At 43.2% G+C, this 25,235-nt stretch carries 16 protein-coding genes, 2 pseudogenes and 1 riboswitch; of the genes and pseudogenes, 7 read left to right on the top strand and 11 right to left on the bottom strand.

The genetic code is table 11. The features are described 5' to 3' along the window. Nucleotides 1–72: 72 nt before the first annotated feature. Nucleotides 73–558, bottom strand: a pseudogene (locus V7K36_RS02010) (hypothetical protein); the annotation flags it as partial. A gap of 68 nt (nucleotides 559–626) precedes the next feature. Beyond that, a riboswitch (Fluoride riboswitch) is annotated at nucleotides 627–710 on the top strand. A 113-nt stretch (nucleotides 711–823) separates the two neighbouring features. Between V7K36_RS02010 and V7K36_RS02005 the strand changes: the two are divergent. Next, on the top strand, nucleotides 824–2,164 hold the full coding sequence (locus tag V7K36_RS02005) for a voltage-gated chloride channel family protein (protein ID WP_335112761.1): 1,341 nt from the start codon (nucleotides 824–826) through the stop codon (nucleotides 2,162–2,164). A 277-nt stretch (nucleotides 2,165–2,441) separates the two neighbouring features. Further along, nucleotides 2,442–2,738, top strand: coding sequence for a hypothetical protein (locus tag V7K36_RS02000; RefSeq protein ID WP_335112759.1), 297 nt, complete (start codon nucleotides 2,442–2,444; stop codon nucleotides 2,736–2,738). 182 nt (nucleotides 2,739–2,920) lie between these two features. Here V7K36_RS02000 and V7K36_RS01995 read toward each other — a convergent pair whose 3' ends face one another. From V7K36_RS01995 to V7K36_RS01980, 4 genes are all read right to left on the bottom strand, one after another. Next, nucleotides 2,921–3,559, bottom strand: a complete 639-nt coding sequence (locus V7K36_RS01995; protein WP_335112757.1) for a Uma2 family endonuclease — start codon at nucleotides 3,557–3,559, stop codon at nucleotides 2,921–2,923. Between the two features lie 122 nt (nucleotides 3,560–3,681). Then, nucleotides 3,682–4,917 carry an LL-diaminopimelate aminotransferase gene (locus V7K36_RS01990; protein WP_335112755.1) on the bottom strand — a complete coding sequence of 412 codons (1,236 nt, stop codon included), beginning with the start codon at nucleotides 4,915–4,917 and terminating at the stop codon, nucleotides 3,682–3,684. 179 nt (nucleotides 4,918–5,096) lie between these two features. After that, nucleotides 5,097–6,458 (bottom strand): NAD(P)/FAD-dependent oxidoreductase, encoded by a 1,362-nt coding sequence (locus V7K36_RS01985; protein ID WP_335112753.1) that lies wholly within the window; start codon nucleotides 6,456–6,458, stop codon nucleotides 5,097–5,099. A 234-nt stretch (nucleotides 6,459–6,692) separates the two neighbouring features. After that, nucleotides 6,693–7,619: a DUF4349 domain-containing protein gene (locus V7K36_RS01980; RefSeq protein ID WP_335112751.1), complete on the bottom strand. Its 927-nt coding sequence runs from the start codon at nucleotides 7,617–7,619 to the stop codon at nucleotides 6,693–6,695. 345 nt (nucleotides 7,620–7,964) lie between these two features. On the opposite strand from V7K36_RS01980, the gene ilvC reads away from it, so the two are divergent. Together ilvC and V7K36_RS01970 are read left to right on the top strand one after the other, a co-directional pair. Further along, nucleotides 7,965–8,960, top strand: coding sequence for a ketol-acid reductoisomerase (ilvC, locus tag V7K36_RS01975; RefSeq protein ID WP_334943866.1), 996 nt, complete (start codon nucleotides 7,965–7,967; stop codon nucleotides 8,958–8,960). A gap of 238 nt (nucleotides 8,961–9,198) precedes the next feature. Further along, nucleotides 9,199–11,229 (top strand): S9 family peptidase, encoded by a 2,031-nt coding sequence (locus V7K36_RS01970; protein WP_335112748.1) that lies wholly within the window; start codon nucleotides 9,199–9,201, stop codon nucleotides 11,227–11,229. 290 nt (nucleotides 11,230–11,519) lie between these two features. Here V7K36_RS01970 and V7K36_RS01965 read toward each other — a convergent pair whose 3' ends face one another. The 3 genes from V7K36_RS01965 to V7K36_RS01955 all read right to left on the bottom strand — a co-directional run bounded on the left by V7K36_RS01965 (nucleotide 11,520) and on the right by V7K36_RS01955 (nucleotide 18,558). Further along, nucleotides 11,520–12,356 carry an SWIM zinc finger family protein gene (locus tag V7K36_RS01965; protein ID WP_335112746.1) on the bottom strand — a complete coding sequence of 279 codons (837 nt, stop codon included), beginning with the start codon at nucleotides 12,354–12,356 and terminating at the stop codon, nucleotides 11,520–11,522. A gap of 413 nt (nucleotides 12,357–12,769) precedes the next feature. Beyond that, on the bottom strand, nucleotides 12,770–13,618 hold the full coding sequence (locus V7K36_RS01960; protein ID WP_335112743.1) for a caspase family protein: 849 nt from the start codon (nucleotides 13,616–13,618) through the stop codon (nucleotides 12,770–12,772). 245 nt (nucleotides 13,619–13,863) lie between these two features. After that, complete coding sequence (locus V7K36_RS01955; RefSeq protein WP_335112741.1) at nucleotides 13,864–18,558, bottom strand: SNF2-related protein; 4,695 nt, start codon at nucleotides 18,556–18,558, stop codon at nucleotides 13,864–13,866. Between the two features lie 143 nt (nucleotides 18,559–18,701). Here V7K36_RS01955 and V7K36_RS01950 point away from each other — a divergent pair, with 143 nt between their 5' ends. The 3 genes from V7K36_RS01950 (at nucleotide 18,702) to ovoA (ending at nucleotide 23,209) form a co-directional block, all read left to right on the top strand. Continuing rightward, nucleotides 18,702–19,247 carry a GNAT family N-acetyltransferase gene (locus V7K36_RS01950; protein WP_335112739.1) on the top strand — a complete coding sequence of 182 codons (546 nt, stop codon included), beginning with the start codon at nucleotides 18,702–18,704 and terminating at the stop codon, nucleotides 19,245–19,247. 102 nt (nucleotides 19,248–19,349) lie between these two features. Beyond that, entirely contained in the window at nucleotides 19,350–21,506 is a 2,157-nt protein-coding gene (locus V7K36_RS01945) for a polyribonucleotide nucleotidyltransferase (protein WP_335112738.1), read from the top strand. Between the two features lie 347 nt (nucleotides 21,507–21,853). Beyond that, nucleotides 21,854–23,209 (top strand): 5-histidylcysteine sulfoxide synthase, encoded by a 1,356-nt coding sequence (gene ovoA / locus V7K36_RS01940; protein ID WP_335112736.1) that lies wholly within the window; start codon nucleotides 21,854–21,856, stop codon nucleotides 23,207–23,209. 212 nt (nucleotides 23,210–23,421) lie between these two features. On the opposite strand, the gene V7K36_RS01935 is transcribed toward ovoA, so the two are convergent. The 3 genes and pseudogenes from V7K36_RS01935 to V7K36_RS01925 form a co-directional block, all read right to left on the bottom strand. Continuing rightward, a complete protein-coding gene (locus tag V7K36_RS01935; RefSeq protein WP_334833163.1) occupies nucleotides 23,422–23,607 on the bottom strand; it encodes a PCP reductase family protein in 186 nt (61 codons plus the stop codon). Nucleotides 23,608–23,737: 130 nt separating this feature from the next. Beyond that, nucleotides 23,738–25,129, bottom strand: a complete 1,392-nt coding sequence (gene psbC, locus V7K36_RS01930) for a photosystem II reaction center protein CP43 (protein ID WP_335112734.1) — start codon at nucleotides 25,127–25,129, stop codon at nucleotides 23,738–23,740. Beyond that, nucleotides 25,113–25,235, bottom strand: a pseudogene (locus V7K36_RS01925) (photosystem II D2 protein (photosystem q(a) protein)); the annotation flags it as partial. The pseudogene V7K36_RS01925 and the gene psbC, both read right to left, overlap by 17 nt.

Genomic DNA, 25,235 nt, shown 5'->3' with positions numbered 1-25,235 from the left:
CCGCTTGATTACTTATTACAGCTATTTTGAGGTAAATAGACCACGCAGTAAGGGCACAGCATTGCTGTGCTCCTACGACAGATGTGGTTCAAATACTTGAATTCTGCTGTAAGAAGATTTTGCCCAAATTCGTTGAGTGTAAGCGTCAATCTCTCGATGACGCTTACGCCTAGTTTTGACTAATCCAAAGAGCTTTTGATGTTGCACAAGATAAGGAATAGCGTCACTGGCATCACCACGGAGAACAGCTTGGGACAAATGGTATAAACTGCGAAACACCATTTCTGTAGAAATTCGGTCTAAAGGTTGGTTGAGAGCGATGCCTACGGCGGTAAACTACGCTACATCGATACATAATTGGTTAAGAACAGCATAAAAAATCCAAGTGGCAAAAATCTGGATTTGTACACCATTGTTGTCGCCAACCCAAATATAAGCTAAACCAAGAAGTCTTTTTGTGAGCAGAAAAGCATCTTCAACGCGCTTTCCGTCACGATATAATTCACATACATGTTGGGCAGATAAAGTTTCAGGGTCAAGTACGTTTGTTAAGTAATATGTGACAATACCCTAGTTACTTCTCTTAAGCCTGGAATTTGGCGATACACTAAACTCACAACGAAAGTCAAATCAATGGCGATGGAGCTCGCCGAAACCGCCTTTTCAGTCCCCAAAATCACCACTGAAAGGCTGATGGCTCCTACTTTCTTCGCTGACTGCGGGAGAGTAGGGCTTGGCTAAACGCATCACCTGACTCCCCTGTAGAAAGTGTAAGTCTACAAATCGCGCCTCAAGGAGTCATGGGATGTTCACCAGTGTATTTATGAAACAGTTTCGTCAATTTGAACCGTTTATTGCATTACCACACTTAATTAAGTGGTTGCCTATTTCCGTTGTAGTTGGCATTTTTGCTGGAACGGCTTCTGCGGCTCTTTTGGCATCATTAGAATGGGCAACCGATTGGCGGGAATCGCATCGGTGGATTATCGCCTTACTTCCCCTTGGTGGCTTTTTGAGCGGTTGGATTTATCATCAATTCGGTCGGACTGTAGAAGCCGGAAATAACCTTTTACTTGAAGAAATCCATAACCCCAAAAATATTATTCCCTTTCGTATGGCTCCTCTTGTTTTGCTAGGAACAGACCTCACCCATTTATTTGGAGGTTCAGCCGGTCGTGAAGGTACAGCATTACAAATGGGTGCTTCTTTGGCAGACCAGTTAACTAAAATATTACATTTTCAAGGAGCCAATCGGCGAATTTTATTAACCGCAGGTATCAGTGGAGGATTCGCTTCAGTTTTCGGTACTCCCTTAGCTGGAACCGTATTTGGTCTAGAGGTTTTAGCAATTGGTAAAATTAATTATGATGCTCTTTTTCCCTCTTTAATTGCTGCGATCGTTGGAAATCAAGTAACCTTACTATTGGGTTTGCATCATACTGCATACCAATACGCGCCGTCTATACCGACGCTCACAATTTGGGGGCTGATTTCTGCGATTATTGCAGGTGCAATCTTTGGAATTGTAGCGAGATTCTTTGCTAAAGTAACTCACCAAATTAGTCACTTGTTTAAAGCAAAGATATCTTATCCTCCAATGCGTCCTTTGGTAGGCGGTGCGATGATAGCAGCAATTGTTGGTTTGAGTGGCACAACTAAATACATTGGGCTTGGTATCCCTACTATCGTTGATTCCTTCCACACTCAGCTACCTCCTTGGGATTTTGCAGCAAAATTGGGTTTGACTACTCTAACTCTAGGAGCAGGTTTTAAGGGCGGGGAAGTGACCCCTTTGTTTTTTATTGGTGCAACTTTAGGTAATACTTTGTCGTTGCTTTTAGCATTACCTTCACCACTGTTAGCAGGAATGGGATTTGTGGGTGTGTTTGCGGGTGCAGCAAATACACCTTTGGCATCCACCTTAATGGGAATTGAACTATTTGGTTTGGAATCAGGGGTATTTATTGCTATTGGCTGTGTAGTGAGCTATTTATTTTCAGGTCATTCTGGAATTTACACTTCACAGCGTATCGGGTTGACTAAATACTCTGCTGTATATTTAGAAGAAGGGGTAACTTTGGCTAATTATGGGCAACCAAAAGTTGCGCCAAAAATTGATTTACCTGATGATAGCGAAGAAAGAAAAAGTAATTCTCAGGAATAAAGAGTAGTCATGTATGCGCGATCGCTATTGTATAAAGGAAAGTAGCCACGCAATCAAAAAGAGAGGAGGAAATCGTACATAAATTTGCTGGGCAAAAGGTGTCTGAAATCCTGAAGTACAAGAAGGGTAGTAAAAAACAGGCTCCACTCCCAGAGGAATCCCCCAGTTAGGATGAATTTTGTGAAATGTTATGGAAGGAGATATAAGCGGGATCAGAGGCAAATCAACCGGGTTTTAAAGTTGTTCGCAAGTTATTAAGCGATAAGAGGTTTGACAAATGAAGAATCACGGATTTGGCAAACTAGTTAGTTTTCTAAATCAATTAGAACAAGAGAAAATTAGTTATACTTTAGCCCATCATCGGGATGAAACGATTATGGTAAATGTGGCGGTGGCTGGGGAACGATGGGAAGTGGAATTTTTTGAGGATGGTTCGATTGAGGTAGAACGATTTGTTAGTAGTGGAGAGATTAATGGGGAAAAGGTTTTTAGTGAGTTATTTGCTATGTATTCAGAGCCAGAAACTAATTCTGCCAAACATACCCAAAACGCTAACTTGGCAAGCACAATATGAAGGCGATGCCTGCGGCTGGCAATGCCAATACACCTCCTACTGCCTATTTTATTTACTAAGGAACGTGGATTAAATAAAATGCAAAACTTCATCCTATCTCACGATCCCTCTCCTTTATAAGGAGAGGGATTGAGGGTGAGGTAAGCCAGGGACATAAATTGTATGTTATTTAATTATTATTCCTAAATCATCGCTTCCAATTCTTCCAAAGCTTGAAAACTTCCTACTTGCCAACTACGTTCCACAGCAGCAGGGATAATCTGAGTAATAGCTATATCTGCAAAATTGGGACTGCTATTAGATTTTATGTATTTCCCATCTCTTAGCAAATAAATAGAAAGGTTTCCACTATCGTAAACCCATAATTCTGGGACTCCAATGGCTTCATAAGCATCGAGAGTAGTTTTTGATGTCACATCAGTCTCAATCGCTAAATCTGGCGGCGGATCATTAGGTTGTAAGCGGCGATGACCAATCATTCGTTGATAATTCTGAATATAAAAGCAAGCATCAGGTTCAACTCCTGCTACACCTTGCCGTTTAAAGGTGCTGGAACCAAAAGGTTGGTATCTGATATGTTTAGCCTTCAGCAATATTTTGACAATATCAGAAATTAAATCTTTGGGAATTTCATGTTCTGGTAAAGGAGCCATAATTTCTAAAGTACCCTGGCTGTAGGCAATTCGTGTAGTTCTTTTTTCTCCCAATTCTTGTAAAATAGATTCAAATTCTTCCCAGGTAACATCTGGAATAGTCACTGTGCTACCAGGTGCTAACTGCATCTGGCTAACAGGTTTGAAAACGGGAATGGCAGCAGTCATAACCAGAATATGAGTAAGCTGAGTTTAAATAATTATCTATCAGGTTGCGGTGGAGAATACAGCCCACCGTAACCTTTAGACTAATAGAATGAGTTTAACAAAAGCAGCTAAAAGCGATCGCCTTACACCTTAAACTTCTCAGTAATCCGCTTCATCGCCTCTTCGACATTCTCGCGGCTATTAAACGCTGATATGCGGAAGTAACCTTCACCCGCAGCACCAAAGCCAGAACCAGGTGTGCCGACAACGTTGACAGTTTGCAGCAGCTTATCAAAGAATTCCCAACTGGATAAACCATTAGGCGTTTTTACCCAGACGTAAGGTGCATTCACGCCACCATACACTGATAATCCGGCGGCTGTGAGTTTCTCGCGGATAATTTTGGCGTTTTCTAGATAGAAACTAACCAATCCTTTGACTTGTGTCTGTCCTTCTTCAGAGTAAACCGCTTCGGCTCCTCGTTGGACGATATAAGAAACACCATTGAATTTGGTGGACTGGCGACGATTCCACAGTTTCCACAGTTCCACATCGGAACCATCGGCGGCTTTTCCTGTGAGTGTCTTCGGGACCACGGTTAACGCGCAACGGATTCCCGTAAAACCTGCATTCTTGGAAAAAGACCGAAATTCGATCGCAACTTCTCTTGCACCTTCAATTTCATAAATTGAGTGGGGTAGTGATGGATCGGTAATATAAGCTTCATAGGCTGCATCAAAGAAAATAATCGAGTTATTAGCTTTGGCATAGTCCACCCATGCCTTTAAATATTCCTTGGTTGCAGTTGCGCCAGTGGGGTTATTAGGAAAGCAGAGATAAATTAAATCGACTTTCTTTGAGGGAATTTCGGCGGTGAAGTTATTTTCAGCCGTAATTGGTAGATAAACTAAACCCTCAAATTCGCCTTTATCGTTGATATTCCCCGTATTACCCACCATTACATTTGTGTCTACATATACGGGATAAACGGGATCAGTAACGGCAATGATGTTGTCATGTCCAAAGATTTCCAGAATGTTACCTGTGTCGCACTTGGAACCGTCGGAGATAAAGATTTCTGAAGCATCGATCGCAGCTCCCCGTGCTTGGAAATCTTGACTAGCAATTTTTTCCCGTAACCAAGCGTAGCCTTGCTCTGGTCCGTACCCTTTGAAGGTGTTGCGATCGCCCATTTCTTCCACAGCTTTAATCATAGCTGTCCGGCAAGCCTCCGGCAGAGGTTCAGTAACATCGCCAATCCCCAACCGGATAACATTAGCATCAGGATTCGCTTCCGCAAAGGCATTCACCCGCCGAGCAATTTCTGGAAACAGGTAGCCCGCTTTCAGTTTCAGGTAGTTGTCGTTAATAGTTGCCATGTGTAGATTATGAAAAACGCCCTCAAACAGCTTACTGCTAATTTATGAGGGCGGGGAGACGCGATTAATCGCGTCTGTACAGGAGTTAGGAGTAGAGACGCGATTAATCGCGTCTGTTAGGAGTTAGGAGTTATAAGAACTCTTTCCTCAATGCCCAATGCCCAATGCCCAATGCCCAATTAGATATTTACCGGCTGTTTACTATTTTCTGATGTTGTAATAACTGTTGCGATCGCCAATTCCTGAGTGGGTGAGGATTCTTGTCCTGTAATCAATCTTGCTCCGCGATTACGGGTAAAATAGTTCCATGCCCACTTAATCATTATTACTAATTTGTTGTCAAATTCAATTAAGAAATAAATGTGAATCAACAGCCAAAACAGCCATGCAAAGAAACCTTTCAGCTTGATAAAACCCAAATCTACCACAGCAGAGTTGTGCCCAATCATCGCTAAACTACCGTGATCAACATAAGAAAAGGGTGGCAAACTGTTACCTGCAAGCCGATGCTGGACTAGTTCTGCGACATATTCACCTTGTTGCTTCGCTACAGGTGCAACACCAGGTAGGGGTTTCCCATTTTGATGAGAAAAATTTGCCAAGTCGCCTATTACAAAAATATTGGGATGTCCCTTAATACTCAAGTCAGATTCGACGATAATGCGCCCAGCGCGATCGCACTCAGCATCTGTGTGTTCTGCTAGCACTTTTCCCATTGCTGAAGCTTTCACACCTGCTGCCCATAATACCGTTTTTGAGGCAATTTCTTTAACTTCATCACCTTGTTTGAGAGTAACAAGATCATTTTCAATATTCGTTACCAGCGTTTTTGTCTGGACAATCACCCCCAACCGCGTTAGAGATGCTTCCGCTTCTTGTGATAATTCTGGTGCAAAGGGTGGGAGAATGCGATCCAGACCTTCTAATAGCAAAATCTTAGCTTCCGATGTGTCGATGTTGCGGAAATCTTCTTTGAGAGTTTGGTTTGCCAATTCTGCGATCGCGCCTGCTAATTCTACACCAGTTGGGCCACCACCAATAATTACAAAAGCTAACCAAGCACGGCGTTTTTCTGGATCAGTTTCTTTTTCTGCGGCTTCAAAAGCTGTAAAAATCCGGCGACGCATTTCTATGGCATCTTCTACAGTTTTCAAGCCTGGGGCGAATTCTTCCCAGTTGTCTTTACCAAAGTAGGAATGCTTCGCTCCTGTGGCGACAATTAACGTATCGTAAGCTATTGCTTTATCGCCCACAATCACTTTTTGCGCTTCTGGATCAATATTATTCACCTCTCCCAGCAACACTTTCGTATTCTTGCTCTTGCTGAGTACAGAACGCAACGGCGAAGAAATATCCGCAGGAGATAACGCACCTGTGGCGACTTGGTATAAAAGGGGTTGAAATAGATGAAAGTTACGTTTATCAATCAGAGTGACGTTTACTGCCGCTTTCGCCAGTGTTTTTGCCGCATAAAGTCCACCAAAGCCACCGCCAACAATCACTACTTGATGGGGTGGATTATTGTCAAGTGAATTTTTCATAAGAAATATTATCCTGTATTCTGACTATTGTAACTATTCTTAACAAATTTGTATCAAAATTGTCATCAGATATTTTGTATTGCTTTTTACATTTGAAGAATGATTAAAGTAATCAGAACTACAGGATAAACAGAACTTTTCCAGATAGAGGCGCAGACAATAAAATATTGGAATGTTTACATTACTCGTTGCTTGTGTAAATTTCTCAAAGATAGATGTAGGATTTATGTAACTTCACCCAGAATTAGTTGATTCTGGTGTTTGTGTCAAACGTGGTGAATGAGTTCGCCGCCAACGGGAAAAGCCATAGACAAGAGCAACAAAAATTAACAAATAGGGACTGTAAACAATTAACCAAATACCCAGCTTGAGTAAGCCAACGGTAAATGCACTCAAAGAGTGGGTAGAATTGTTCCAAGTTTCCTGAACTTGCAAACCAAAGGCAGGTTGGGGACTGGTGCTAGAAACTGCTGCTTCTAGGTACAGCGTAATAGTGGAATATGCAACTTGATTTTGTAGGCTTTTGAGTTGGGCATTAATTTGTTCTATTGTTTGGCGGACATTATTCAATTCTTGGGCAACACTAAGCACATCTCTAATGGAACCCGCCCGATCCATAATTTTTTGCAAATTGACTTCAGTTTTCTGCAAATTAGTTAATCTAGCTTGGAAATCCACCAGGCGATCGCCCACATCTTCGGCAGTGATATTACGACTCTCGACAGTGCCCAATTTAGCTAGTTGCTCTAAGGTAGATTCCAGCAGATTCTCTGGTATCCGCAATTGGATTGTTGCTGTGTAACGCCGATTGTCGTTTTTGGGTTGTTGTTCTTGCAACCCGATCAAATCCCCTTGCTGTTTATTGATAATTTGCGAAACAGCATCAATAGTCTTATCTACAGAGTTGACAGTCAAAGACATTGCTGCCTTTTTGATTAGTTGGGGACGAGAACGGGCTATTGGTGCAGCTTCCGTCTTTTGGGAAATACTGCTTTCACTAGCAGGTGCCATTGCTTTATTTGCCGCGCCATCGGCTGCAACTTGAGGTAAAGCCTGATTTGCTGACTGATGGGAAGCGGCACAACTGGTGAAAATTACCCCTCCTAATAACGCACTCACAAATAAAGCAGATGTGCGCGGTAATTTAATCGAAGCGTACATAATCTACCCCCAGATGGATGAAGTTAAACCCAGTATTACTGAAGAAAAACTCAAAGCCTGGATTGTTGCGATTTATGTAACAGGACGTGAGTTCGATGGGTTATATCGTGTTTGCCTAATTAGTCGAATCAAAAACCTCTCCCTGGTTTTACTACGCAAAACCTGTCCCTCTCCGACTCGGAGAGGGACAGAATTGAACTTTAGTTCAAGTCAGGGAGAGGTTCATCGAACTCACGTTAAAAGGGGTAAAGAATTCAATAGCTCATAGTTAATCTGTGGTTACTCAATTTGAGGTACAATCAAAAATCTGCCAATTTACGATGCTTGCTGACAGGAGATGCTTCTATGGCCCGGATGTATTATGACGAAGATGCCAATTTAGACCTTTTGGCTGGAAAAACTATTGCTATTATCGGCTATGGTTCCCAAGGTCATGCCCACGCTCTCAATTTAAAAGATAGTGGTTTGAATGTGATTGTGGGATTATATCCGGGTAGTAAATCAGTAGCGAAAGCTGAAGCAGCTGGGTTAACTGTGAAGAATGTTGCAGATGCTGCCAATGCTGCTGACTTTATCATGATTTTGTTACCTGATGAAGTCCAAAAAACGATTTACAAAAATGAGATTGAACCCAATTTAGAAGAAGGGAATGTGTTAGCTTTTGCCCACGGGTTCAATATTCACTTTGGGCAAATTGTACCACCAGATAACGTAGATGTGGTGATGATAGCACCCAAAGGTCCGGGACATATAGTACGGCGGACTTATGAACAGGGTGAAGGTGTACCAGCGCTGTTTGCAGTTTATCAGGATGCCAGTGGTCAGGCACGCGATCGGGCGATGGCATACGCTAAAGGTATCGGTGGTACTCGCGCTGGTGTTCTCGAAACTACTTTCCGCGAAGAAACCGAAACAGATTTATTTGGCGAACAAGCGGTATTATGCGGTGGTTTGAGTGCTTTAATCAAAGCCGGATTTGAAACTTTGGTAGAAGCTGGTTATCAACCAGAATTGGCTTATTTTGAATGTCTGCATGAAGTCAAGCTGATTGTTGACTTGGTTGTGGAAGGTGGTTTAGCCAAAATGCGCGACAGCATTTCTAACACAGCTGAATATGGCGATTATACCCGTGGTCCGCGAATTGTTACCGAACAAACCAAAGCTGAAATGCAAAAGATTCTCAGCGAAATTCAATCTGGGCAATTTGCACGGGAATTTGTTCTGGAAAACCAAGCTGGTAAACCAGGATTTACCGCCTTGCGTCGCAAAGAAGCTGAACACAAAATTGAGGAAGTTGGCAAAGATTTACGCGCTATGTTTAGCTGGTTGAAAAAAGCTTAAGCAAAAGTACCCGACTCAGTTGTGTGGAGGAGCCAAACGACTGAAGTCGCGGCTACATTAAACCAATTCGCAATTTGCAATTACATTTGGTGACGGGGATTTAGACCCCGACACCAAACGCTCTGCTTAGTAGTTGCTATGCAACTTAAACCCCTAAAATTGCTTAACATATCAGGACCGTCTGAATCCCCATCCAATTATTCCTTCAGCATAGCTGCCTCCTTCAAGATATCTAGTTATGAAAAAGCTAACAAAAATCGCTTTAATAAGTGCTGTTTTAGCGATGACACTTGGTATAAATATTTCGGCTCAAGCTCAAGAGAAACGCCTGCTGACGCTTGAGGATCAGTTTGCCTTTCGCCAAATTAGCGATCCCCAACTTTCTCCCACTGGAGACTGGATTGCTTACACAGTAACTAATACCGATTTGAAAAATGAGACACAAGATAAACATATTTACATGACTTCTTGGGATGCTTCCCGAACGTTACATTTAACTAACGGTAAAGATAGTGAATATAACCCTCGGTTCAGCCCAGATGGGAAGTATCTAGCTTTCATCTCCAGCCGTGAATCTGGAAAACAGCAAATTTGGTTGCTCAACCTAGCAGGTGGTGAAGCCGAAAAAATATCCGACTTTGCTGGTGATGTTAGCGATTTTGTCTGGTCTGGTGACAGTAAACGACTAGCCGTAATTGCGTCTGAACCAGCTCCAGAAACTCCCTTTAATGGCAAAACCCCACCACCGATTGTTATCGATCTGTTTCACTTTCAAGAAGATGGTGTCGGTTTTATCGACAAAAGTCGAGAACATCTTTATGTATTGGACTTAGGAACTCGCAAAACAGAGATTCTCACCCCAGGTTCATTTAATGAGTCTTTACCTGCTTGGTCAAGTGATAGTAAAAATATTGCTTTTGTGAGCAAACGCGGTGAAAATAGCGAGCGCAACAATAATTGGGATCTTTATGTCATCGCTGCCCAACCTGGAGCAAAAGCCCGCCAGCTAACCACTTTTTCTGGACCTGATAGCGATCCTGATTGGGGTAGCCGTCCAGCTTGGAGTCCAGATGGGAAGTCAATTGCCTATCTTCAAGGAGGTTCACCCAAACTCATTGAATACGCAGTTTACCATCTAGCGGTGATTCCTGCCCTTGGCGGCACTCCGCGTCTACTGACTTCCAGCCTTGATCGCAATGTTGTCAAACCGCACTTTACAAAAGATGGGAAATCAATACTGTTTTTAATCGAAGACGATGGCAACGTTCACCTTGCAAAGATACCCGTAGCTGGTGGCAAAATTGAGCGCTTGTTAGCAGGAAGGCGAAATATTAGTAACTTTGATTTAGGAGGCGATGACAAAATCGCTTTACTTTCTTCAACGCCACAACAACCAAGTGAAGTCTTCGCCTTCAAAGGTAAAGATTTACGTCCATTGTCGCACCAAAATGATCAGTTGCTAGCTCAACTAAATTTAGCAACTACAAATGAAATCACCTTTGATAGTAAAGATGGAACAGAAATTCACGGTTTTCTTGTCAAGCCACCTAACTTTCAGTCAGGGAAGAGATACCCGACACTGCTGATGCTGCACGGCGGACCTGTGGGGCAGTTCACAAATCAGTTTATGTTTAATTGGCAACTGTTTGCGGCCAAAGGCTATGTCGTTGTCGGTGTTAACCCACGCGGGAGTTCAGGAAGAGGTGAAGCCTTCTCCAAAGCGATTTATGCAGACTGGGGAAACAAAGACGCTCAAGATATTATTGCCGGTGCTGATTATGCGATCGCTAGCGGAATTGCTTCGCCATCGCGTTTAGGAATTGGTGGGTGGAGTTATGGGGGGATGTTAACCAACTATACTATTGCTCAAGATACTCGCTTTAAAGCCGCAGTTAGTGGGGCTAGCGAATCAAATATTCTTGCAACCTACGGTACAGATGAGTATATCTATGACGTAGAACAGGAGTTAGGCGTACCGTGGAAGAACCTTAATACATGGCTACGAGTTTCTTTCCCATTTCTTCACGCTGACCGAATTGTGACACCGACAATATTTCTGGGAGGTGACAAGGATGGTTCTGTACCACTGCAAAACTCTGAACAGATGTATCAAGCCCTGAAAAGTCTCGGAATTGATACTCAGTTAGTAGTTTATCCCGGACAGTCCCACGGAATCAGCAAACCGAGTTATCAACGTGATGTCCTAGAGCGTTATTTAGCTTGGTATGATAAATACTTGATCCCCTCAACCGCAACTACTGGAAAATAGTCTTGAAGAAGAATTCAGTGTTCTGCTGGAAAAGAAAAAGCGGAGGTATTTATTAAAGGTCAAGCTAGGGGTGAAAAGTTAAATGTTGTGGTTGAGTTGGGAATTAGCGATCGCATAGGGGATTATTGGATTATTAGTAAATTAAACCTCACCCCTGCCTCCGGCTTCCCTCTCCTTAGTAAGGAGAGGGATTGAGGGTGAGGTTTGATCTTATATTTAATTACGACTACCTACTTAAAAATTGAACTACCCAGTCAACCTAATTCATAAGTACGAATTACGAATTAGTGTCAACTTCCTCCCACATTCATTGCTGCTAGAACAGCCTTCTGGCTCACATCTCTGTAAACCGTATTCAAATACTTCATTACCACATCAGTCGAAGTTGAATTTACTGCATTTTCCTCTTCCTTGGCTAGGGGAATTGCTCCTAATACATCTAATACCGTCTCGCTGCTGGAGGGCACAATCACTACCAAGGTTGACTCTAGTGGCTCATTATATTGCCAGAAAGAGTCAATTTTTACCGAGTATTTGTTATTAGGAATTGACTGTTGAACATCAAGAGTTTGTGTAGTATTGGGTTCAATCTTGGCACTACGTAACTGACGCAAATCCCTGATGATTTGTTCTTTGGTACGTCCGCGCAATTGAAATAGTATAAAGGGGTCTTCACTGAAGCGATCGCCTAACTGATAGTATACCGCACCAATGTGTTTACAGGGATTTGCTTTATCAGGACAAGAGCATTTACTCTGAATATCAGCAAGGGTAAAAGGAAATATTGAAAGACCATTAGCTGTGAACACTTCTTCTATATTTTGTGGCATTTCTCCTGCTAAAAGTTTGGCAGCAAAAATGGCCCTTTGAGACATGGTTTCAATTACATAACCCCATTGCTCATCACTAAAGGGTTCAAGGGAAAGGGAAACTTTATAAGGTTCGATTTCACTACCTTGCACTCTAGCCAATACTTTTGCACCTTTAAATTCGATGCTGAGAACATTTCCTTGACGAGCATAATTTCTTGCACGTTCCAAACGCTTTTTAAAACGATAGGAATCTAACAAATCTAGCCATTGTTGTGACCACCATTCTCGACTTGCTTGTAATGTGTAATTAGTCATAAATAAATTCAAAATTCAAAATTATGGGATGGATAAGTTGATCTCGTTTTGTGAGAATTACCTCAGACTATAGCAATCCTATTTGAGTCGCAAACACCGAGAGGCTCAGATCCCCGACTTCTTCAAGAAGTCGGGGATCTTTTTATTCATAACTTATTTAGGATTGCTATAGGATTACTACTTGATTTTTGAACAAAATTAGGGATTGTAGGGTGTGTTAGAACGAAGTTCGTAACGCACCATTATCAAGGGTTTGGTGCGTTACGCTGTCGCTAACACACCCTACGTATCTTTTCATAAATCAAACCGGATTCCTATATATAGCGTTATCATTAGGAACATATCAGTTTCGCAAATATACGCTTACAGAATGGAACTCTGGCAGTATATAGGGGCGTGAAAGCTTGAATTAATTACGAATTATTCCATCCCCGCAGCATGGCAATAGGAAAATCTTCCATCGCTGTATCAAAAAACGGAGTCTGTTCTGCCTGACGTAAGGTTCTGGCGCTCTCTGGCACGGTTTTACCCAAATGATTGATCAGATTTGAGAGCATGACTTTGGAATCCCCTGGTTGATTAGCCGCTCCTCGCAATGCCTCAATTAGATGATAAGTATAGAGGCTCATGGTTCCATCAGGACGTATCCAAGAAACCTGATTGCCTCTGGAGGACGTAAACACCGCCCGTCCTTCACCCTGCTTCAAGGCATCGACCACCCCCTTGGGTAATGCCGTAGCGATAAAATCAGCAGGTAGTTCGCCCTTAGCAGTAGCCATACCTTCCGCGTGGCAACTATCAATTACCACCCACAACCGCTTTGCCTGAATCTGCCGCAAAGCTTCAGTAAATTCTTGGGCAGACAGAGCGGTGTTAGCAATGTCTGTGGAATTGAAGTCATGCTGAACCAGATAATAGCACTGAGTTGATGTGTCAATGCCCCCATGCCCAGAGTAAAAAACTACAATTGTTGCATCGCGATCAGTAGCAGCTTTTTCCTTTAACCACGTTAATCCATCCAAAATTGCGCTGCGCGTCGTCTGCTGATTCTGCAATAAGCGAATATGTTCTGAATCATCCAGATAGGCACACAAGTTTGGGTCAATTAGCACCGTCTTCAGGGCTTGCACATCTTTAACTGTGACAGGCAATGACCATCGGGATTCGGCTGTTGTGCCAACCCCAATCAACAACGCATAACCGTGGGCAAAGTGGTTTGACATGATGGCACAGACTAAAGAAGAAGGTGTGATATTTGTCATTAATATCGCATATTTAATCTATAGCGGTTCTCAGGTGAGTCCAAATAGACCTAACCTTCAGCCCCTTCCCTACAAGGGGAGTAAGTCTTAAAGCCTCTCTTTTAAAAGGAGAAAGGGATGCAAGTGAAGTCAGAGTCTATTGCATACAAATGAGAAGCACTATAGTAATCTGCTACACCAATTTGGACGGGTTTGTAGTGAGGGCTTTAGCCCTCAATTCAAGGACTAAAGTCCTTACTACGAACTTATTCTGCATCATCGTCAATTACTGCACTACGGTCAAGTAGTAGTAAGTTGCGAAGTTGATCTGTATTCATTTCAGTTAACCATTCTTCACCAGCACCTACAACTTGTTCAGCGAGTTGTTTTTTACTTTCAATCATGTCATGAATTTTTTCTTCTAAAGTGCCAGTGCAAACAAATTTATGTACTTGCACATTTCGGGTTTGACCAATCCGAAATACTCGATCTGTGGCTTGATTTTCCACGGCTGGATTCCACCATCTGTCAAAATGAAATACATGATTTGCTCGTGTTAAATTCAGTCCTACTCCACCCGCTTTTAGAGAAAGAATCATAATCGGTGGACCTTGAGGATCGTGTTGAAAACGGTCGATCATTTCCTCGCGTTGTTTTTTACTAGTGCTGCCATATAAAAAGAATATTTCTCGTCCCAGCTGTTTTCCTAAATGAGGTTTAAGTAACTTTCCCCACTCAGCAAATTGTGTAAAGATTAGAGCATGGTCGCCTTCTGCTAAAACTTCTTCTAACATTTCTTCTAACCGCAGAAGTTTGGCTGAACTATGTTGCTCTAATGTCGCTTGTTTCAAATATTGGGCTGGGTGATTGCAGATTTGTTTGAGTTTGATTAGTAAAGCCAATATCATCCCCCGGCGTTGCAATCCTTCCGCAGATTCAATCTCTGCTAAAGATGCTTCTACAACTTGTTGATAAAGTGCAGCCTGTTCGCCAGTCAGACCGCAAAATACAGTCATTTCTTGCTTATCTGGTAAGTCTTGAATGATGTCGCGATCGCTTTTCAATCGCCGCAGTATAAATGGTTGAACTAATGAACGTAACTGAGCCAAAGAAGCTGTATCCCCATACTTTTCAATTGGCATCGCAAACCGACGCTGGAAAAATTGCTTATTACCTAAATACCCAGGATTAAGAAAATCTAAAATCGACCATAGTTCTTGCAGTCTATTTTCTACGGGTGTCCCCGTTAATGCAATGCGAAACGTAGCTGATAATTGCCGCACTGCTTTTGATTGCTTCGCCTCTGGATTTTTGACATTTTGCGCTTCATCTAAAACAATTATCTGCCAAGAGACACTTTGTAATGACTTGATATCTCGATGAAGAAGTGAGTAGCTGGTAACGATTAAATCGTGATTTTTCACTACTTCTAAAAACGCTTTCCCTTTTGGGCGTTTGTCACCGTGATATTGCAAAATTTTCAGGCTTGGTGCAAATTTATTGACTTCCCTTTCCCAGTTGCCTAAAACAGAAGTTGGACAAACCAATAGAGTTGGATTTTCGAGTGCATCTTGTTCTTTCAAGTGAAGCAGAAAGGCAATGAACTGGATAGTGTTATGACAAATAATATTGTTAGCAACGAAATTGTGATGTTTGCTAACTTCAAAGTCGTAAACCCACCCTTCATACTCCACATCTTCAATACCCTCAATCCGGCAATAAAAGACCTCTTGATCGAGAAGACATTGCAAAGAGTCTCTCGTTAAGCTCAACTGTTCTACATCTAGGTTGCCATAGGCCGACAAAGTTTGAGTTGTCCACTTGGAAGGTTTTAGTAGCTGATACTGCTCTTGGGCTTCTCCACTAATCATGCGGCTCACCCCAGCTATTACTCGCTGTAAACTATCTTTAGAAAATTGCTGTGAGCCATTAATATAAACAGTGTTGTGCATCCCAAAATGCCGCAACGCTAGTCCCGTGGCTCTGACTGTTTGGGCAACAATATCAGAAGCCGGAATTCCTTCAATATTTGTGTTGCTAACCAGTTGAGAAATTTGTTCTAATTTACTCTGTTTTTCTGAGTTATTAAAACCAATTTTTTGCCAAAATCTGCGGGCAGAATTTCCTCCAATTACACCGATATAGTAGGTGCGAAAAGTACGAGTTCCATTAGTGGCACACTTCAGTTTGGGCGATATTCGCAACCAAATGCCGAAACGACGTAACAGAGTAGAAAGTTGCTGAATTAGTAAAGCTGAAGCTGTAGAAATCTCGATACTCCCCATACTCCAAATCACAGCAGATTCAGCATCAAAATAGTTTTGTAAAAAGATCCGCACACTATTCAAGTCTGCCTGCATGATGAAAGGCGGAATAGATTTTTCTGCCGACAGTTTTCCCCAAACATAACCTTTAGCTTCTAAAAATCGCCGATAGGCTTGGCTGTTAACTCGAAGACAAGGAACTCTATTAGGAAAGGTGCAGATATTAGGGCTGTTAATTTTGAGGTTATAGCGCTTTTGAATGCGTTGGCAAGTCTGGAGTAAATCCTCTAGTACTCTGGTGTCTTTTTGAGATATTGTGACTCTTCCTACATCGGGTAGTTCATGCCCTTCGGCAATCTGCCAAGCGAGAAATTTGACTAAATCAGGATCTTGCGATTGTCCATTCCAAAGCGTTTTACCTGGTACACAAACGTAATCACCTACCTGTAAGTTATTTGTCCAACCTTTGCTTGTCAGCAGCTTGTGACGACGGGTAATGGTGATACTATTACCGTCTTCTAGCGTGACTTTTCGTAATTTCTCGCGGACTTGCTGCCGATATAACCGTCTGACATTAGCTTGGACGATTTTGCCAGTTTTTTCATCTATGGAATTAACTAATAATTGCTCTGTGGGGTTAGCCCAAAATCCTTCGCCGTCAAACTCTGTTTCTCCAGCGTGAGTTGTCCAGATTGTCTCGGCTGTGTGTAACAGTCCGTTTACATCTAGTAATGTATTATTTGCTATGCATTTGCCCAATCCCATATCGTCGGCGAGACACGCACCCAAACCCCAACGTTCCAAGAAGGACAGCCAAGCGGCACCACGTTCTTGATAAGGTCGCAACTGTCCTTGAAAGCCTGTTGGTGTGGGCAAAGGTGCGATCGCCTGGTTATCTGTTAACGCCCCAATCAACTCTTGCAATGCTCCAGAAGCCTCAAAGCTAACCACTGGTAACTTTTCAATTACCTGGGTATCCCCTGTACTGAAACGCAAGGCATCTTCCAAAGAAAGCGCCATTTGGTCTTTGCGAGTGGTAAAAAAAGTTTGGGCTGTCTTGATGTCTTGAGATCGCAATTCCACCCACTCGCCGTTAATTTCCACTAGCGGACTATTTAAAGCCACAAGTTTATCAAACTCAGCTTTGGAAATAGTTTGTCCACCAATTGCCAATTGCCATTGAAAATTCAACAGACTTTGCAACCCTAAACGTCCCTGCCTTGTCTTTGGGGTTTCGGCAGTAATTTTCAAACCCAAACGATTCGCCCATCCTTCACGGTTCGCTAAACTGGGAGGCAAAATTACTCCCAAACCACTGTCTTCCAACCTCCAAGCTACAACCTTGATAAACTCATAAGCTTGGATGGGAGTGAGATCAGAAAATTGGGGATATTCGGTTTCAAAACTGGGTGCGATCGCTGGATATAATCGGGAAGCTAGCCCCAAACCTCGCAAAAATATTTCTTGTGGTTGCTCAATTACCCGATTTTCATAAACCAATTGCTCAACTGGATTATTCCAAATAGTTGCCGCATCCACCAAAAACTCTGGATTGTCAGCCGCTTGCAGGAAATACGCCAATGTCCAATCTGTTTCGCCAGCCTCTGGAGAACGCAATTGAAAACAGGTACGAAATAGAGTTTTAAGAGTTAATTCGTATTGTAGCGGCATAGTCCAAGACTTCAGTGCCGCTTCCAGTCGTTCCACTTCAATTGCATCTGCATTGACTGTACCAGATGCACTGGTTAAAGCTTGCAACCATTGTCGCACCGCAGATGGTAAAGATGCCATTGCTTTCACTTCCATTGGAGGTTGGGAACCCTCCATTTCTCGCACTTGGGCATCTATCGTACTATTAAGAAATCCCAAAAGTAATTCTTGAGGTTCGCTGGGGAAGTTTACATACATTGGGCATTGGGCATGGGTTATTAATTCTTCTTCCCCTGCTCCCTGATCTCCCTGCTCCCTTATTCCCCCACTCCCCACTCCCTCCTGATAGGTACGACAAACCAATGGCATATTCGCAGAAAATTTTTCTAGGCGGGTTCCATCTACAGCACTGTCTAGAAGTACTTGCCAGCTAGTGGCAAATGCACCATCTGATTGTCGCTCAATTATTGGTAAAAATTTACACCGTGAGATTAAATCTAAACTCCACCGGGCAACCTGCGACCAAAAACGTAAATCTCCTCCTAAAAAGGCATCTTCCCCTTTAGCAGCATTTAGGGGAACAGCAGTGAGAAATTTTACTGCCTCGCTGGGATTAAGACAAAAACCCTCAACTCGCCACGGTTGCAAATATTGCGGGGAGTCTGTATCCAACCCCAAGCTGGCAGAATGCACAGGGAAAATCGCTGTTGTTCCTTCTTTACTGCCTTCGGGGATATAAGTTGGTAGGGCAATTATTTGCGAATGCGTTGGCAAACTGATCTCAGTGGTACTGGCGGCTTTGCGCGTTCGCCCAGTAGTAGCGATCGCGATCGCTACTTGAGGTTGTTGGATGAAGTTAGCAATCGCCATGTTCCGCGAACGCAACCACTCACTCAACTCAACTGATGTCATTGCCAATGGATGTAGTGGTATATCTCCAGAGTCATTAGGCTGGAAATTTACTCGTGGCGATCGCCACGTTTCTCCCCAAATAAATAAACAACCATTTTGATTTTTTAGTAACCAATTCCCGTGTAAAATCGCCATTTGCTAACTACTCAGATTTTCCCAAAACTCAAGAATTAAAATCGTTATTATTTTCTTTTTTGCATCTTCTCAATAAGATTTTTTAGTCAAATATTGCATATAATAAATATTTCAGCAAATATTCTACACAAAGATTATTAATAATGATTTTTCCCCTAATTAAAGTTTTAAAAAATGGGTTATTAGTGGAACTAGATTATATGCATCCTCAAGAACAGGAGGTTGTAAGAGCATTACTTAATATTGTAATTGTTGAAGGTAAAACTTATCCCCAAAAACAACCTCTATCTCAGGCAGAATTTTCAGCTTACTGGTTGAGTAAGGATGCCTTTGTTGTCAAGACATCTGTTGAGAATGCTACACACAAGCCAAAAGAAATATTAGGGGCGTTTTATTTAAAACCAAACTTTCCCGGTCGGTGTAGCCATATTTGCAACGCTGGTTTTATTGTACAACCTGGGTTACGCGGTCAGGGGATAGGGCGGTTCATGGGAGAGGCGATGCTTTTGATAGCAGCTAACCTTGGTTATGAGGCAGTAATGTTTAATTTGGTCTTTGAAACTAATATACCTTCAATTACACTTTGGCAGTCGTTAGGATTTGAGATCATTGGGCGCATTGGGCGTGCGGCGAAGCTAGGGGATGAAGAGGTAGTAGACGCGCTGATGATGTATCGCGCTTTGGGTTGAACCACAAGTCTTATCTTTGTATGTACTAGGAGTCAGTCATAGGGCATAAATGTTAGGATTGCCACAGAAAGAGAATAGCGAAAGAGAAGGAAAAAAAACTGAATGGCAGAAGTTGATAAGTCAATATCCTTCGATGGTAGGGATATTCGACTGAAAGTAGGCTTACTAGCTCCCCAGGCTGGTGGGTCGGTGTTGATAGAATCAGGGGACACATCCGTTTTAGTTACGGCTACGCGATCGCGAGCCAGAGAAGGTATTGATTTTCTTCCACTCACAGTAGATTATGAAGAAAGGCTGTATGCCGCAGGCAGGATTCCCGGCGGGATCATGCGGCGGGAAGGTCGCCCACCAGAAAAAACAATTCTCACCAGCCGTCTTATAGACCGTCCCATGCGTCCCCTGTTCCCCTCATGGCTACGGGATGATCTGCAAATTATTGCCATAACGCTGTCGATGGACGAGTTAGTACCGCCCGATGTGCTAGCAGTTACAGGTGCTTCCATCGCTACCCTAATTGCCCAGATTCCTTTTAATGGGCCAATGGCAGCAGTGCGGGTTGGTTTAGTGGGAGATGATTTCATTATTAACCCCACCTATGCAGAAATTGAAGCTGGAGACTTGGATCTGGTCGTAGCAGGTTCACCACATGGCGTGATCATGGTGGAGGCGGGAGCCAATCAGTTGCCAGAGCGAGATATTATCGAGGCGATTGACTTTGGTTATGAAGCAGTGCGGGACTTAATCAAAGCGCAGCAAGATTTAGTAGCAGAACTGGGTTTGGTAATAGTGCAAGCAGGAGCACCAGAAGTAGACCAGACGCTAGAAAATTATATCCGCGATCGCGCTAGTAGCCAGATTAAGAAAATCCTGTCTCAATTTCATTTCACCAAACCCGAACGCGATGACGCTTTAGATGTCGTCAAGGATGAAATTGCCACAACGATCACTGAACTGCCACAAGAAGACCCAATTCGAGTTGCCGCAACTGCAAATAGCAAGGCACTTGGTAACACTTTTAAAGATATTACCAAATACTTCATGCGGCGGCAAATCATCGAAGATAACGTTCGCGTTGATGGTCGTAAACTTGATGAAGTGCGACCTGTTTCTTGTTTAGTTGATGTCTTACCAAAGCGAGTCCACGGTAGCGGTTTATTTAACCGGGAACTAACTCAGGTATTATCCGCTTGTACTCTGGGTACACCTGGGGATGCCCAAAACCTCAACGACGACATGCAGCTAGATCAACACAAGCGTTATCTGCATCATTATAACTTCCCGCCTTTCTCAGTCGGGGAAACCAAGCCAATGCGGGCGCCAGGAAGGCGCGAAATTGGTCACGGGGCATTAGCAGAGCGAGCGCTACTACCTGTGCTACCGTCAAAAGAACAATTTCCCTACGTGATTCGCATCGTATCGGAAGTACTTTCCTCCAACGGTTCCACCTCAATGGGTTCGGTGTGCGGTTCCACCCTCGCCCTAATGGATGCTGGTGTGCCAATTCTCAAACCCGTCAGTGGCGCAGCAATGGGTCTGATTAAGGATGGGGAGGAAGTGCGAATCCTCACCGACATTCAGGGCATTGAAGACTTTTTAGGCGATATGGACTTCAAAGTTGCCGGGACGGATGTCGGGATTACCGCCTTGCAAATGGATATGAAAATCTCCGGTCTATCTTTGGATATTATTTCCCAAGCTGTCCACCAAGCCAAATCAGCCCGATTGCACATTCTGGAGAAAATGCTCGCCTGCATTGACACCCCGCGGACTGAAACCTCACCCTATGCCCCACGTCTGTTAACAATCAAGATTGATTCAGACATGATTGGTTTGGTCATCGGGCCTGGAGGCAAGACTATTAAGGGAATCACAGAGGAAACTGGTGCTAAAATTGACATCGAAGATGATGGCACGGTGACAATTTCAGCTGTGGATGAGAACAGGGCTAAGAGAGCCAAAAACATCATCCAAGGCATGACCCGCAAGCTGAACGAAGGGGATGTCTATGCCGGACGCATCACTCGGATTATACCGATAGGTGCATTTGTGGAATTTCTGCCTGGAAAAGAAGGTATGATCCACATCTCACAACTTGCTGACTACCGCGTTGGCAAAGTTGAGGATGAAGTAGCAGTGGGCGATGAAGTGATTATCAAAGTGCGCGAAATTGATAACAAAGGTCGGATTAATCTCACCCGCTTGGGTATCCACCCAGATCAAGCAGCAGCAGCACGAGAAGCTGCGGCGGTGAATCGATAACTCGATTTGGGATTTTAGATTTAATCTAATCTAAAATCCGCGATGCCTATTGTGAAGGCATCGCCGTATGCTTCTCAAATTAGTTGCAGAACTTTTAACTTGATATCACTTTGCGGTCATCAGATATAGTTGTTAGGTTTTTTAGACTCTAGTTAACGTCAATTCATTATTTATATTATTCTGTCAATCCGTAGTTTGAGTATTTTAAAATACATTATTTGTCTATTTACAAATTGAGCAAATTGCCCGATCATGGCGACACAGAAAAAATGTGATCAAAAACACTTTTTCTTGTAATCAGTCATAATTTATGTAATTTGTGCAATTAATCTCCTGTCAAAAATATCATGGCTTTAGTTTCAACGATAAATAAACTGAAATCAAATCAAGTTCCCATACTCAGTGATTGCAGTTCACAAAGCCTGCTCAACTACTTTGAAAATTCTTGGGAACTTGAAGAAATACTCATGAAAAGTTTGGTCGGGGAAGAGACTTTTTATCTTAACCCTGATCCTTTAAGAAACCGGATAATTTTTTATCTTGGTCACTCAGCTGTTTTTTTGATCAACAAGTTAATTGCCGTTGGTTTAATAAAAGCTCGAATTGATTCACAATACGAAACCCTATTTGAAATCGGAGTTGACCCACAAACACCGACGGAACTCGACGCAGCTATGCAAGGGGTTAGCTGGCCTGATGTCAAAAAAGTTTGGCAATATCGGGACAAGGCACGAGAGGCGATCACAAAGGTGATTCAAAATACGTGCCTGGATCTCCCAATTCATCAACAGCATCCCTTCTGGGCTTTGCTGATGGGAATAGAACATAGTCGCATTCACTTTGAAACCTCTTCGATGCTGGTGCGTCAATTGCCTAGCGATCGTCTAAAACGTCCCCCCGGCTGGAATTACGCACCTACTAACGGTAATATTCCTAACAATGAAATGCGCTGGGTTCCAGGTGGTGTGGTGAAACTAGGAAAACCCCAAGATGATCTTACCTATGGTTGGGATAGCGAATATGGCGATCGCACTGTTGAAGTTAAACCGTTTTTAGCTAGTCAACATCTAATCACTAACGGAGAATATCTGAAATTTGTTCAAGCTGGTGGTTACAAAAATTTCGATTACTGGGATAGTGAATCTGGGAATTGGAAGCAACTCTACAATGTCCAACATCCCAAATTCTGGATACCCTTTCAGGATGGCTACCGTTATCGAGCCACATTCGACGAAATAGACTTACCTCTAGACTGGCCTGTGGAAGTCAATTACTACGAAGCGATCGCATTTTGTCGCTCTCAAGGCTCAGAAATACGCCTGATGAGTGAAGCCGAATGGAATCAAGCCTTACTTACCTGTGAGGATAACCAATTATTAGCTAACTATAATCTCAACTTACAATTCATTTCCCCCAGCCCAGTGGGAATGTTCAAACCAGCTAATAGTAGTTGTGGGCTTTATGACCTCAGAGGAAATGTTTGGGAATGGCTAGGGGACACTTTCAACGCCCTACCAGGATTTGAACCTCATCCGCTTTACGAAGACCAAGCAGCACCCTTTTTTGATGGCAAACATCAGATGATGCTCGGCGGTTCATGGGCTACTAATGGTTCAATGGCATTACCAACCTATCGCAACTGGTTTCGTCCCTACTTTTATCAACATGCTGGTTTTAGAATTGCTCAAGATTTGCAAGGGTAGAAAGGTACAAAAAAACTAAAAATTCCAAAAATTCATCTCATCGCTACGCGAACGGGTAAGCGATGAGATGAATTTTTGAGTAAGGAACGTGGATTATTTATTCTATCTCTAGCTTCCCTCTCCTTTATAAGGAGAGGGATTGAGGGTGAGGTAAGCCAGGGACATAAATTGGATGTTATTTAATTCTTATTCCTAAGCTAAACCAGAATGTGTTATTGTCCAAACTCAAGCCTAGCCTGTTCTACCAAATCAGCTGTCACAAACTCTTGCTCTGCTTCACGAGCCAGTTGTTCAATTCGGGCTTGAGCTTGAACACGGACAAAAAAGGGAATATTTTGTAACTTTTCCTTAGCTTCAGATGTCCATCGCAAAGCATCAATAAAATTGGAATCGCTCATAGTATTAATTACCTTGGTAAGTCGCCCAGTTTAATCAGCAGATTACTAATTCTCCTATAAAAAAAGCCCTTGCTTTTATGCAAGAGCCTCTAAATTATTTAATTGTCAGTGATTAGATAAACCTTACAACCTAGTCGAGGTTGTCCATGAACATCACTGGCTCAGTATCGCGGTTAATTCCTTTCTCAAAACCAGCAGAAGCTGCTCGTGCGCGACCAGCGTGCCACAAGTGACCAACTAGGAAGAAGAACCCTAGTACGAAGTGAGAAGTCGCCAACCAAGCGCGAGGAGATACGTAGTTGAAGGAGTTAATCTCGGTAGCCACACCACCCACGGAGTTCAGAGAACCCAGAGGAGCGTGGGTCATGTATTCAGCAGCGCGACGAGCTTGCCAAGGCTGAATATCGTTCTTGATTTTTTCCAAGTCAAGACCATTGGGACCACGTAGAGGCTCCAACCAAGGGCCGCGGAAATCCCAGAAGCGCATGGTTTCACCACCGAAGATGATTTCACCAGTGGGAGAGCGCATCAGATATTTACCCAATCCTGTAGGGCCTTGGGCAGAACCGACGTTAGCACCTAAGCGTTGGTCACGAATCAAGAAGGTTAGAGCCTGAGCTTGAGAAGCTTCAGGACCCGTAGGACCGTAAAATTCGCTGGGGTAAACGGTGTTGTTAAACCAAACAAACAGGCAGGCAATGAAGCCCATCAGAGAGAGAGCGCCCAAGCTGTAGGAAAGGTAAGCCTCACCAGACCAGATTGATGCCCGACGTGACCAAGCAAAAGGCTTGGTGAAGATGTGCCAGATACCGCCAGCAATTAAGATAAAGGCAATCCAGATGTGACCGCCGACCACATCTTCCAAGTTATTGACGCTGACAATCCAGCCTTCGCCACCAAAGGGAGACTTGATTATATAACCGAAGATAACTGCTGGGTTCAATGTCGGATTAGTAATAATCCGAACATCACCACCGCCTGGTGCCCAGGTGTCATACAAACCACCAAAGAACATTGCCTTTATCACCAACAGCAGCGCACCGCATCCCAAAATAATCAGATGGAACCCGATGATGTTGGTCATCTTGTTCTTGTCTTTCCAGTCGTAACCAAAGAAAGAAGAGTATTCTTCTAAGGTTTCTGGACCACGGACGGCATGATAAATACCGCCAAAGCCAAGGACGGCTGAGGAAATTAGGTGGAGTACACCGACAACAAAGTAGGGGAAGGTATCAATAACTTCACCACCAGCACCAACACCCCAACCCTGACTGGCGAGGTGAGGTAATAGGATTAAGCCCTGCTCATACATGGGCTTTTCAGGAATGAAGTGAGCGACTTCAAACAAGGTCATCGCTCCAGCCCAGAATACAATCAAACCAGCGTGGGCAACATGAGCACCCAGTAGTTTGCCAGATAGGTTGATTAAACGTGCGTTACCAGACCACCAGGCAAACCCAGTGGATTCTTGGTCGCGTCCAGCGCCGCCTAAGATATTTGGTCTATTAGAGAGCGTTACCACGTGGTAATACCTCCTCAGGGAATACAAATTGTTCGTGGGGTTGATCTTGAGGAGCCATCCAAGCGCGGATACCCTCATTCAGCAAAATGTTTTTGGTATAGAAGGT

This window comes from Nostoc sp. (assembly GCF_036919555.1).
GTDB lineage: Bacteria > Cyanobacteriota > Cyanobacteriia > Cyanobacteriales > Nostocaceae > Nostoc.
Note: the sequence above shows the minus strand (reverse complement) of the source record. Positions and strands in the feature narration are given on the sequence as shown.